The sequence below is a fragment of the Cellulophaga tyrosinoxydans genome, from assembly GCF_900176415.1.
In the GTDB taxonomy this organism is placed as follows: Bacteria; Bacteroidota; Bacteroidia; order Flavobacteriales; family Flavobacteriaceae; genus Cellulophaga; species Cellulophaga tyrosinoxydans.
On the sequence record NZ_FWXO01000006.1, the window covers coordinates 76,893 to 89,641 of the forward strand.

Annotated in this window: 10 protein-coding genes; 2 read left to right on the forward strand and 8 right to left on the reverse strand. The window is 32.3% G+C overall.

From position 1 onward, the window contains the following. Window positions 1–5: 5 nt before the first annotated feature. Entirely contained in the window at window positions 6–1,184 is a 1,179-nt protein-coding gene (locus B8963_RS14475; protein WP_084062822.1) for a lipoprotein N-acyltransferase Lnb domain-containing protein, read from the reverse strand. Window positions 1,185–1,283: 99 nt separating this feature from the next. On the opposite strand from B8963_RS14475, the gene B8963_RS14480 reads away from it, so the two are divergent. Beyond that, window positions 1,284–2,045 (forward strand): CDP-alcohol phosphatidyltransferase family protein, encoded by a 762-nt coding sequence (locus tag B8963_RS14480; RefSeq protein WP_084062825.1) that lies wholly within the window; start codon window positions 1,284–1,286, stop codon window positions 2,043–2,045. 289 nt (window positions 2,046–2,334) lie between these two features. On the opposite strand, the gene lptB is transcribed toward B8963_RS14480, so the two are convergent. The 4 genes from lptB to B8963_RS14505 all read right to left on the reverse strand — a co-directional run bounded on the left by lptB (window position 2,335) and on the right by B8963_RS14505 (window position 5,365). After that, on the reverse strand, window positions 2,335–3,075 hold the full coding sequence (gene lptB / locus B8963_RS14490; protein WP_084062830.1) for an LPS export ABC transporter ATP-binding protein: 741 nt from the start codon (window positions 3,073–3,075) through the stop codon (window positions 2,335–2,337). A gap of 145 nt (window positions 3,076–3,220) precedes the next feature. Then, window positions 3,221–3,571 (reverse strand): carboxymuconolactone decarboxylase family protein, encoded by a 351-nt coding sequence (locus B8963_RS14495; protein ID WP_084062832.1) that lies wholly within the window; start codon window positions 3,569–3,571, stop codon window positions 3,221–3,223. Next, window positions 3,564–4,400 carry a twin-arginine translocase subunit TatC gene (gene tatC / locus B8963_RS14500; protein ID WP_084062835.1) on the reverse strand — a complete coding sequence of 279 codons (837 nt, stop codon included), beginning with the start codon at window positions 4,398–4,400 and terminating at the stop codon, window positions 3,564–3,566. The genes B8963_RS14495 and tatC overlap by 8 nt, the downstream gene beginning before the upstream one ends. Then, a complete protein-coding gene (locus B8963_RS14505) occupies window positions 4,400–5,365 on the reverse strand; it encodes a KpsF/GutQ family sugar-phosphate isomerase (RefSeq protein ID WP_084062837.1) in 966 nt (321 codons plus the stop codon). The genes tatC and B8963_RS14505 overlap by 1 nt, the downstream gene beginning before the upstream one ends. A gap of 201 nt (window positions 5,366–5,566) precedes the next feature. Between B8963_RS14505 and recQ the strand changes: the two genes are divergently transcribed. Continuing rightward, on the forward strand, window positions 5,567–7,768 hold the full coding sequence (gene recQ, locus B8963_RS14510; protein ID WP_084062840.1) for a DNA helicase RecQ: 2,202 nt from the start codon (window positions 5,567–5,569) through the stop codon (window positions 7,766–7,768). Here recQ and B8963_RS14515 read toward each other — a convergent pair. The 3 genes from B8963_RS14515 to B8963_RS14525 form a co-directional block, all read right to left on the reverse strand. Then, the gene (locus tag B8963_RS14515; protein WP_084062842.1) at window positions 7,765–8,817 is read right to left on the reverse strand and encodes a S66 peptidase family protein; all 1,053 of its coding nucleotides are present in this window, start codon (window positions 8,815–8,817) and stop codon (window positions 7,765–7,767) included. The two genes, recQ and B8963_RS14515, sit on opposite strands and share 4 nt — an antisense overlap. Window positions 8,818–9,014: 197 nt before the next feature. Continuing rightward, window positions 9,015–10,355, reverse strand: coding sequence for a carboxypeptidase-like regulatory domain-containing protein (locus tag B8963_RS14520; RefSeq protein WP_084062844.1), 1,341 nt, complete (start codon window positions 10,353–10,355; stop codon window positions 9,015–9,017). 310 nt (window positions 10,356–10,665) lie between these two features. Then, window positions 10,666–12,654: a DUF349 domain-containing protein gene (locus B8963_RS14525; protein WP_084062847.1), complete on the reverse strand. Its 1,989-nt coding sequence runs from the start codon at window positions 12,652–12,654 to the stop codon at window positions 10,666–10,668. Between the last annotated feature and the right edge of the window lie 95 nt (window positions 12,655–12,749).

Below are 12,749 nucleotides of genomic sequence, written 5' to 3' on the forward strand. Positions count from 1 at the left end.
CAAAGTTAGTGAACTATGTTTGACCTTTCCGAATAAATTAAAAAGGAATATCGAACTACCAGCGCTATTAGTATTGGTATTATTAAAATGTTGAAGATCTGCACTTTAAATAGCCAAATTGCTAAAGAAATAAAAATCCCTGCCAGTAACAAATACATATAACTTAGTATCCATTTGGGCATTTTCTTCTTTTTTAATACCACAAATGCAATTATTAGGTTTAAAGGAAATGTCCATAAAAAATTAAAGTTCTTAGCAGTGGCTTGATGATCCGTTGCAAACCATAAAAGAACTATTATTAGTCCTGCGAGTCCAGTTATAAAAAACAAGGTGAAATCTACTATTCTGGATCTTGTTTTAGATTTAAAATTGCTATAGGTTATACCGATAATTACAATTGACACTAATGTTAACCAAAATAATGGTGAAGTGAAAAAATTAGTGTTTTTTACAACCGGTTTTGTGTCTAACAATAGTTTATCGTCAAGGACTAATGGCTGTTTATTAATTTTTGTATTTGGCAACTGTTTATACACATATATAGGTAAAAACATATGTTCAGAAGGTGTCGCTTTACGATCTATTACAGATCCTAGTGCTAAATCAATTCCAAAATTAGACCATGAATTCACCTCTAAATTTTGATGAATAAGCTCTCTAAAAGTATAATGATCTTTTAAATGGCCATATTCAAAGATTAACTTATTGCCTAAAACAGATTTTAAAGCCGCTGGTATTCTGGTGGAGCAATTATCAAACAAAAAATCGTACTTATAATATCTATTTTCTGGTAAGTAGTTGTTTTCTAAGAACGCGAATAATTCATTGTTTTCTTTGCTAGAAAGTAATAGTTGTTGCTCTTTCACCCATCGGTTTTCTACTTCATAATCATATAAAAAGTTGGCGAATGAAATTCTTGAAAGACGGTATAGTAATTTTCCTTGTGTAAATTTTAAATAAAAATTTGGTGTGTTAAAATCAAACTGACCATAATTGTAAACCACATCAATACCTTGAGCGGCATCTTGGATTCGTATGGCACTATGTCCAAATTTGGCGTATAATTCATCAGCAGTCCCTATGGTAAGTATGCTTATTTTAGCATGATCTGATAATGTTGGCTGTGCAAATGCAAGAGTTGAAAAGACTAAAAGTAAACTAAGAATACATTTATATAATCTCATAGTTTTTATTGAAATTTTTCTACAAACAAATATGCGAAGAAAATGGGATACATATTTGGTTCCCGCAAAAATATCCTATTTTTACCAAAAGCTTAACAAATGAAAAAACATATTCCAAACCTGATAACATTGCTTAATCTTTTCTGTGGTTGTATTGCTATATTTTTTGCGGTGCACGGTATGTTTGAAATGGTAGCAGTTTTTGTTTTTCTGGGTATTGTTTTTGATTTTTTTGACGGCTTTGCAGCACGATTATTAAATGTAAAAAGTGAACTAGGCTTGCAATTAGATTCGTTAGCAGATATGGTTACAAGTGGTGTTGTGCCCGGAATTGTTATGTTTAAAATGTTAGAAATGGCCTCGACGGGTGGTTGGAGTGCAGGATCCGAAACGAATTTTTGGAAGAATTTTGGATCTAATGTAGAAGGTTTGATACCACTTTTAGGCTTGATAATTACCTTAGCATCTGCTTATAGATTGGCTAAATTTAATATTGATGAAAACCAGACAGATTCATTTATTGGTTTGCCAACACCTGCAAATACATTATTAATTATATCATTACCGCTAATTATGCTGTATCATAATAATGATATTTTAAATAGTATAATTCTAAATCAGTGGTTTTTAATTGGTCTTACTTTTTTAAGTGCTTTTTTGCTTAATTCTAAGCTGAAATTATTTGCGTTGAAGTTTAAAAACTGGAGTTTTAATGATAATGCAATGCGATACATTTTTATTATCATAAGCATACTATGTCTAGCAACCCTTAAATATTTAGCAATTCCAGCAATTATAGCCTTGTATATTTTACTTTCGTTGATGAGCTCAATTAAAGAAAGTAAGAATGGATCCATTTAATTTTTAAAATGAAACTCTTAAATTCTATATTGGCAATTCTAATTATATTGGTTAATTGTTATTTATTGCTTTTTTTAATAAGGACACTAGTGAGTTCTGAAGGAGATACAATTAGTGGATTAATGGTTTCAATTGCTATTTCAAGTCTTATATTTCTGGTTATAGCTTTTTTTACTTTTAAAAAAAAGTACAGAGAAAACATAGGTGTCATCCTACTGAATAGTTTGGGCTTAATATGGAGTGTGATTTGGGTTTGGCTATTACTGGCAGTCCCAGTATTAGATTAAAATTAAAAATCCAATTTCTTTTTCCGAAGTTCAAAATTCTGGCCTAAGTATACTTTACGAACCATTTCGTCGGCAGCCAAATCTTCAGGAATCCCCGATTTTAAAATTCCTCCTTCGAACATTAAATAAGAACGTTCTGTGATCGCTAGCGTTTCTTGTACGTTATGGTCGGTAATTAAAATACCAATGTTTTTATTTTTTAATTGCGCTACAATACGCTGTATATCTTCAACGGCAACAGGGTCTACACCAGCAAAAGGTTCATCTAATAAAATAAACTTAGGATCGGTTGCTAATGCGCGAGCAATTTCAGTACGTCTACGCTCACCACCAGAAAGTAAATCACCACGATTTTTACGAATATGACCAAGGCTAAACTCTTCAATAAGCGATTCCATTTTCATTTCTTGCTCTTTTTTGCTCAACTTTGTAAGTTGCAAAACGCTCAAAATGTTTTCTTCAATGCTTAGTTTACGAAACACAGATGCTTCTTGTGCTAAATAACCAATTCCGTTTTGTGCACGTTTGTACATGGGGAATTTGGTAATGTCCATATTATCTAGAAAAATATTACCTCCATTGGGCTTAATAAGTCCAACAATCATATAGAAAGAGGTTGTTTTTCCAGCTCCATTTGGTCCTAAGAGTCCAACAATTTCACCTTGATTAACTTCTAAAGAAATACCTCTAACTACTTGTCGGCCTCGGTATGACTTCATTATATTTTCTGCACGTAACTTCATGTAGTATGCTGTTTTTTGACATAGTTGTTAAACACAAATACATCAAAATATTAAGTTGAACTTACTCTGAATTAAGATCAGAGTTTATCATTTTTGTTTCAAATCTAAACCTAAAAGTCTGTCAATGAAAGTAATTAATTAATTTTTAACCTTCTTGTTGTTCCAATGCTTCCCAATATTCATAGGCTCTTCGTAAATGCGGCACCACAATAGTACCACCTACCAAGGTGGCAATACCAAGAGTTTCCATAACTTCTTCTTTAGTGGCGCCTTCATTATACGAGCTTTCTAAATGGTATTTTACACAATCATCACAACGTAATACTGCAGAGGCAACGAGTCCAAGTAATTCTTTTGTTTTTACATCTAAAGCCCCAGCAGCATAAGCATTGGTATCTAGATTAAATATTCTTTTAATGATTTTGTTATTATCCGCTAACAATTTTTCGTTCATTTTAGAACGGTAAGCATTAAATTCTTCGATTTGATTAGGCATTGCTTTTTCTTTTTAATTCTCTTTTTGCTTCTTTCCTTAAAACATAGGCAGAGATGTAAATACTAATTTGATACAACAATAGAACAGGGATTGCAACAACAATCTGGCTGGCAACATCTGGTGGTGTAATTACCGCTGATAATATTAGAATTACAACTAAGGCTATTTTTCTATATTTTTTCATAATTTCAGGTGTCACTAAGCCTATTTTAGTTAGAAAAAATATAATTATAGGTAGCTCAAAAATTACTCCACAAGCAATTACCGATGACCTTAGTGTGGCAATGTACGAGTCTAAATCAAATTCATTAGTTACCGTATCACTAACGGAATAGGAACCTAAAAAGTTAATAGAAAAAGGTGCTACTACATAGTAGCCAAATAAAACCCCGAGAAAAAATAAAACAGAGGCTATAAAAATAAATCCTCTTGAATTTTTACGTTCTTTTGCATGTAAACCAGGACTCACAAATTTCCACATTTCATAGAGCACATAAGGAAATGCTATGATAAAACCTGCCCAAATAGAGGTCCAAATATCAGCAGAGAATTGTCCCGCCATAGTTCTACTCTGTATGGTAAAAGGTAGTGTTTCTGCACAAAAATCCGATACATAATTAAAGTAATTGCCTAATTCGCAAAAAAAGCGGTAGGTAGGAAAATCCATTTTGCTAGGTGCAAAAATGATATTGTCAAAAATATAACCACTCATAGCAAATGCCACACAACCAATAATGACCACTGCCATGGTTGAACGGATCAAGTGCCAACGTAATTCCTCTAGATGGTCTAAAAAAGACATCTCTTTAGGTTCTTGCTTCTTTGCCATTATAAAATTCCTTCGTTGATTAAATTATGAATATGTACAACACCCATATAAGTGTTATTTTTTACTGCGAGTAGTTGCGATATATTTTTAGCTTGCATAAGCTCCAAAGCTTTTACTGCTAGGGCATCATTTTCAATTGTTTTTGGATTTGCACTCATGATATCTTTAGCGGTTAATCCTTTAATATTGTCATGTTTACTAAGCATTCTACGGATGTCACCATCAGTTATAATTCCAACAATTTTATTATGCTCAATTACTGCTGTTACGCCTAACATTTTTTCAGATATTTCTACAATAACTTTTTTAACATCAGCATTAATATCTACTTGAGGTTTTAAGTTGTTTTCTGCAATATCTGCAACACGTAAGTACAATCTTTTGCCTAAGGTACCACCTGGATGGTATTTAGCAAAGTCTTTGCTGCCAAATCCTCTTAGTTCTAGTAGACAAATAGCAAGGGCATCTCCAATAACAAGCTGCGCAGTTGTACTGGTTGTTGGAGCTAAGTTATTAGGGCAAGCTTCTTTTTCTACAAAAGAATTAAGTACAAAATCAGATTGTTTTGCTAAAGTAGATTCAAGGTTTCCAGTAATAGCCATTAGCGTATTGCCTCCTTTTTTAATAAGGGGTACTAACATTTTAATTTCTGGAGTGTTGCCGCTTTTAGAAATACAAATAACGGTATCGTGTTCTTGAATTGTGCCTAAATCACCATGAATTGCATCTGCAGCATGCATAAATATTGATGGAGTTCCGGTAGAATTTAAAGTTGCTACAATTTTTGAAGCAATTAATGCACTTTTTCCTATTCCTGATATAACAACTCTCCCAGTGGAATTAAAAATATGAAGTACTGCATTAGAAAAATTTTCATCTAAAAGAGATGATAAATTTTGAATTGCTTCCGCTTCATTTTCAATCGTTTTTCTTGCTATATCAAGTATTGCAGTAGTTTTTTTCAAGGTAATTAATTCAATTATCTGATTGTTTTCCTAAAAGAATGTCTTATATTTAGTTACAAAATTACATAAACTTAATGTTATAAGATATTTTAAAATCTTTAAAGTAACATTTGTTTTTATCTTAATTTTAATCCTGCTAAGAAATTCATTAAATTATAATGCGTTGAAGTCTTAGCGTTAGTATTAATCGTTAATAATATTATGAGTTTGAGTGAAATTGATTTGCATTCCTCACTAAAAAAATATTTTGGATTTTCAAAGTTCAAAGGTCTTCAAGAAAATGTAATAAAAAGTATTCTTGAAGGTAAAAATTGTTTTGTTGTAATGCCTACAGGCGGTGGAAAATCGCTTTGTTATCAACTTCCTGCGTTAATGCAAGAAGGAACGGCAATAATAGTTTCCCCACTAATTGCTTTAATGAAAAATCAAGTAGACGCCATTCGTGGAGTATCTGCAGAAATGGGTATAGCCCATGTATTAAATTCTTCATTAACAAAAACAGAAATTAAACAAGTAAAGGCGGATATTACCAATGGTATTACTAAACTTTTATATGTTGCTCCAGAGTCATTAACAAAAGATGAGTATGTGGAGTTTTTACAATCTGTAAAGATATCATTTGTAGCAGTGGATGAAGCCCACTGTATTTCGGAATGGGGCCATGATTTTAGACCAGAATATAGAAATCTAAAAAACATTATCAGTCGATTGGATGATAGTATACCTGTAATAGGTCTTACGGCTACCGCTACGCCAAAGGTACAAGAAGATATAATTAAAAACTTAGGTATAGGTGATGCAGACTTATTTAAAGCATCATTTAATAGGCCTAATCTTTTTTATGAAGTCCGACCTAAAACTCAGAATATTGAAGCGGATATTATCCGTTTTGTAAAACAGAATTCTGGTAAATCTGGAATTGTTTATTGTTTAAGCAGAAAAAAGGTTGAAGAATTAGCTCAAGTACTTCAAGTGAATGGAGTTAGCGCTGTTCCTTACCATGCAGGATTTGATACTAAAACAAGGTCTAAATATCAAGACATGTTTTTAATGGAAGATGTAGATGTTGTGGTAGCAACCATTGCTTTTGGAATGGGAATAGATAAACCCGATGTGCGTTTTGTAATTCATCATGATATTCCGAAAAGTATAGAAAGTTATTATCAAGAAACTGGAAGAGCTGGTAGAGATGGTGGTGAAGGGCATTGTTTGGCCTTCTATTCTTACAAGGATATAGAAAAGCTAGAAAAATTTATGTCTGGAAAACCTGTTGCAGAACAGGAAATAGGAAATGCTTTACTACAAGAAATGGTAGCCTACGCAGAAACTTCCATGTCTAGGAGAAAGTTTATACTGCATTATTTTGGTGAGGAATTTGATGAAGTAAATGGCGATGGGGCCATGATGGATGATAATACCAAAAATCCTAAAGAAAAAGAAGAGGCAAAAGACGATTTGGTAAAAGTTATTAAAGTAGTTCAAGGAACTATGGAGAAATTTAAATCAAAAGAAGTCGTAAAGGTTATTATAGGGAAAACAAATGCTATTATCGCATCACATAAATCTGATGATAAAGACTTTTTTGGCATTGGAAAAGATAAAGATAAGGAGCATTGGATGGCACTAGTTCGTCAAGCATTAGTAGCTGGTTATTTACGAAAAGAGATCGAGCAATACGGTATTTTACATGTGACCGAAAAAGGAGAGGAGTTTTTAAAGAATCCTGTTTCCTTTATGATGACTAAAGATCATATTTATAGTCAAGCAGCGGATGACGCTATTGTAAGTGCAGCTAAGACTAGTGGTGGCGTTGCCGATGAAAATCTACTAAAAATATTAAAAGATCTTAGAAAAAAAGAAGGTCAAAAACTTGGAGTGCCTCCTTTTGTAATATTTCAAGATCCGTCTTTGCAAGATATGGCGCTTAAATACCCCGTTAGTGTTGAAGAATTAGTAAATATTCATGGAGTAGGAGAAGGGAAGGCAAAAAAGTATGGAAAACCTTTTGTAGATTTTATTAAAAAATACGTAGAAGATAATGATATTATCAGACCAGATGATTTAGTTGTAAAAAGTACTGGAGCTAATTCTGCTTTAAAATTATACATTATTCAGAATGTGGACCGTAAATTACCACTAGATGATATAGCCTCTGCTAAAGGATTAGAGATTCCTGAGCTCATAAAAGAAATGGAGCAGATTGTTTATAGTGGTACCAAATTAAATATAAGCTATTGGATTGATGAAATTTTAGATGAAGATCAGCAAGAAGAACTTCATGACTATTTTATTGATGCAGATTCGGATGGTATTGATGTTGCTATAAAAGAGTTTGATGGTGATTATGAGGATGAGGAATTGCGATTGTTCCGCATTAAATTTATTAGTGAAGTAGCCAATTAAGATACGGCTTCTTCTAATAATTCTAAAGTCATTTTATCTGCATTAAAGTTTGCGGCAATTCCTATAGGAATGGTAAAGTTATTGGCTACATGACCAAAGCTCATACCATAGGCTGCAGGAATGCCTAAAGGTTTTATACGATCAAGAATTACTTCTTTAAGTGTAAAAGTTTCGGGTTTGGCAGGTTTGTCGCATCCCTTACAAACACCTATCATTATAGCCACTGCTTTATTAAATGTTGGGCCTTCAATAAGTTGGGTGAGCATTCTATCAATCCGATAAGGAGATTCTTCAACATCTTCAATAAACACAATGGTTCCTGTGAAATCTATTTCATGTGGAGTGCCAATTAGGGCATTTATTAATGTTAAACTTCCACCAATTAATTTTCCAGTGGCAGATCCAGAAGTAATCGTATAGCGTTCAAATTCTGAATCTTTTTTTAATTTTTCATCTAAAGTTACATTTTCAATAAGTGTTTTTTCCTTAGGGTGCATAAGCACTTTTTTAAATTCATTTATAGAATACGCATCATTAAGCGTGCTGCCTACTGGGCCATGAAAAGTGACTAGTCCTGTTTCTTTATAAATGCCATTAGCTAGTGCAGTTATATCACTAAAGCCAATAAGTGCTTTAGGGTTATTTTTAATGCTATTGTAATCTATAAGTTGCATGATTCGTGTACATCCATACCCGCCACGCGCACACAATATACCATCGATTTTAGGGTTGGCGAACATTTCATTTACATCTTTGGCGCGTTCTTCATCGGTGTTACTAAAATAACCATGATTTCCAAGAATGCGATTGGTGTAAAATGGAATGAATCCCATTTCTTCTAAAGTGCTTATTGCTTTTTCTAAAACCTCAGGTTTAATAGCATAACCTGGGGCAACTAAGCCAATGGTATCTCCTTTTTTAAGTTTTTTGGGTTTTACTGTAATTAAATCATGCGTAGTTTTTGGTGTATTTCCAAAAAGAGTGGCAGGTAAAAAAGCTGCGGCTGAGATACCAAAAAGATTAGTGAAAAAGTGTCTGCGTGTTTTCATTCTTGTAGTATTATCTACTAAATATAATAGATTTAATTTCTATGAACAAAATGTTGTCATAAAAGCATAAAGTATCTATTACCGCTATTATTTACTTCTAGTTATTATTTGACAGGGAAAGTGTTTCTTTCTCGTAGAAGAATAAAAAAAAGACCGCTATTTGCGGTCTTTTGTGTATTAATATAAATCAATTAAATCTAAGGGTTTGGGTCAGATACTGCAACAGTACCACCTATTTTATCTTTCTTTAATTGTTTTTGAATTTTCTTAATGGCAGATTCTATAGATTTTTCTGGTTCTATAATGTTGTATTCACCCCAAAAATCAGGATCTGAGAATCCTATAGCTTCATCACTTAGAATAATATTTCTACGTAATTTTTCTTTGGCTTTTAAATTTCCAGATAAATTCTTCTCCCAATCCGTAACAGCCATTTCACAGGTCATGCTATAAACCGAGTTGAATAATCTATCGTCCCAATTAATTTTAAATTCTAAAAGTACATTGCTATAGCCATAATACCATTTGTTGTCTTTTTCTCTGTAATCCACTCTGTAGGCTACTTCGGTTGGGTAAACATTCGCCTTAGCTGGCTTTTTCTTTACAAACATTTCTGAAGCAACATATTTATTTGTAATGTTTAAAGAATATATAGCACTAGTTAAGATTTTATTTTCTGCATCAATAAATAATTGACCTTGGTATAATTGCCGATCTATATTTTCATTTTTTTGTTTAAAATTAACTACATAGATAAGCTTGTCATTAATTCTAGCCGATCGCTCAAAGCTATAGGTGTATAGCGGCAATGTTTCTTCTGTAAATACATATTCTGGGTACTTCATTAGATCTACAAATAATGCATTAAAAGGTCCTCCTTGTAGTTTTAATGCAAGAGTATCTAACTTATCATAATCAGTACTTTTTCTTGCTTTGTATAATTCTACATTATCCCTTTGATTGGAAGTATAAGGACTCTTGTGGATATTAACTACAGCCTCAGATAATGAAACATTCTTTTTTCTCTTTTTTATAGTTTCTCTATAAAAAGCTGTCATTAGCGTAGGACTTTCAAAATAGTTTTCTCCTTTGTTTTTCAGTGTTTCTCGTAACAGTTCTTCAGCATTCTTTGGAACAATTACATTTACCTCTGAAAGTTCCATTACAGAAGTTTTTAATGCTATTTTATTATTGTTTTCTTTTAAGTCGGATAAATTTATAGTTTTAGATTTATATCCTAAAAAGCTTACAATAACGCTTTTTTCATTCATGCTAGATGGAACCTTTAAGGAAAATTCACCTTCTGTATTGGTTACAGTACTAATGTTAGAACCTTCAACAGATAAACTGGCGAAAACTAATTCTTTATTAGAATCTTCATCAACTACTTTTCCTTTGTATTGATTAAATGATTCATTCTCTGTTTGGTCTTGAAACAAAATGGCTGCTTCAATCTTCTGTGTGACCCCAACAAAAAGCAATACTACCATTGCTGCTGCTAAGGATTTGTTTAGGATTGTTAAAAATTTCTGTATCATAGTGTTAGAATATTAAGTTGAGACAAATATTACCACTTAAGTTAGTGATTTTTAGAATACTAGGCTAATAATTGTTTGTTAAATATTTTACATTTATCTGGATATTCGAACTGAGAAAGAAGCAACATACCGCTCCTAATGGAATAAGGTTATACTGGTTTTTTATAATTTATGTGCTTCCTTCTTTTTCGTGATAATGCGCCATGCTACGTATAAGTTGCTTACGCTAATTGCATTAAAACAAAATTGACTTCTTAGTACAGAGGTTCTAAGAAGTCAATTCATGAATGATTTTATGGAAAATAACTAGTTAAGCTTCATCTAAGTTATCCTCAGCGTCCTCTTCTTTATTTAAATTATTTTTAAAAATATTAAGCTTTTTAAGTTTGGCCTTCCAGGTGGCAAGTTCTTCTTTGTGTATGTTAATGTTTTTTACAACATCTTTAACCACTGGACTATCTTCGGAGGCATTTGAAAAGAATTGTAAATTATTTTCTAACTGTCTAATTTCACTTTTACATTCATCTATTTTGCGGCGTATAAAGGTGCGTTCCCTTTGTAAGGCATATTCAGTATTCTCTCCATCGGATATTTCTTGAATTTTATTGCCATACTTCATGAGTTCAGCCTCTTGTCTATCTACATCGAGCTTTTTGAAAAGTGCATCTATTATCTTATTGAACTTAACATTAATGTTCTTCTTGTTGAATGGTACTCTACCATAAGATTTCCATTCGGCTATGAACTCCTTTATTACTTCAATATCTTTACCTCGTTTTTGGGTTAATTCAAAAGCCTGTAAGCGTTCAAGACATTCTGTTTTCTTTTCAAAATTTTCTAGTTCATCTTTTTGCGATTCATTTTTGCTGGCGTGCAAACGATTAAAATAATGATTGCAGGCTTCTTTAAATTGCTTCCAGATTTTATCAGAGAATTTTCTAGGAACGTGGCCTATTTTTTTCCACTCGTTCTGAATACGCTTCATTTCAGCGGTAGCCATTGCAGTGTCTTCACTGTCTTTAAGTGATATAGCTAAATCTAAAAGCGCTCTTTTTTTATCTAGATTGTCTTGCTGTTCTCTTTTTTGTTCTTTGTAAAAGGCGTTCTTTTTTCTATTAAAATCGCGAACACTGTCTTTAAATCTTGACCATGTTTTTTCATTTACTTTTTGTGGAACCTTACCCGCTTTAAAGAACTCGTCGCGTAATTTTTCAATTTCCTTTATTTGCTGCTGAAGTCCTTTGTGCGAATCAGATACTTTAGCGGTAATCCTTTTTATAGATTCAATTATTTCATTTTTCTTAATCAGATTAACTTCAAATGTTTTTTCTAGTTCTGAATAATAATTCTGACGTCTATTATGCAAGGCCTTTGTTGCATTACTGAATCTATCCCATATAGCTTCTCGGTGTTCTTTATCTACCGGTCCAATATCTTCTTTCCAGATTTTATGCAATGTTTGTAATTCTTGAAAAGCAACATTTAAATCTTCTACTTTTTCTAATGCTTCGGCACGCTCAGCAAGTTTTTCTTTCTCTTCTAAATTTCGCTTAAAGTCTAAATCTCTTAGCTCTCTGTTAAGATGTAGAAAATCATAAAACATTTCAATATGATGATGATAAGTGCGCCAAACATCATTGTAATTGTTTCTAGGTATTGGGCCTGCAGACTTCCAGCTTTCTTGTAAATCTTTAAAGTTTTTATAGGTGGTATTAATATCTTCTTCTACATTAATTAGTCCCTTTAAATCTTCTATTATTTGTAACCTATGTGCGAGATTGTCTTTTAGATTTTTCTCTAAGTTTTTGTAATATTGGTTTCGTTTTTCCCGGTATTCTGTATAGACTTCATTGTATTGTCTTTTAGTAACAGAGTTGTATTTAAAATCTATTTCATTACCGCCATTACTAATAAACTCTTCTTTTTTATGATCTAAAAATTCTTGAAATTTTAAATCAAACTCGTATTTAATACCATCTACATGTTTTTTAATGGCCTGAACTTTTTCATTCTTTACTAAACGTTGTAGTTCGCCCACCAAATTTTCCATAGACATGGAATGATAATCCAACACAGGAATTATATGCCTCTGATGATTATCTGCATCTTCAGCATCTTCTGCATTAGAATCGTCTATTTCATTCAGAACGTCATCATCTGAATTTTTAGAATTTACACTATTTTCTTCAGTATTGTCATTAGAAACTTCTTCTTGAGACTCCTCAGAAGTATTGTTTGTTTCTATTAACTTATCATCGCTACTATCATTAGATAGTTTCTCATCTTTTTCGTCCAACATTTTGTACGTATTTGGCTTATTGCCTATTTCATTGGTAAGATAGTAACAACCTCTTGAATAGCAAAAAAAATATAAAGAAGATATTTCAGAAATAA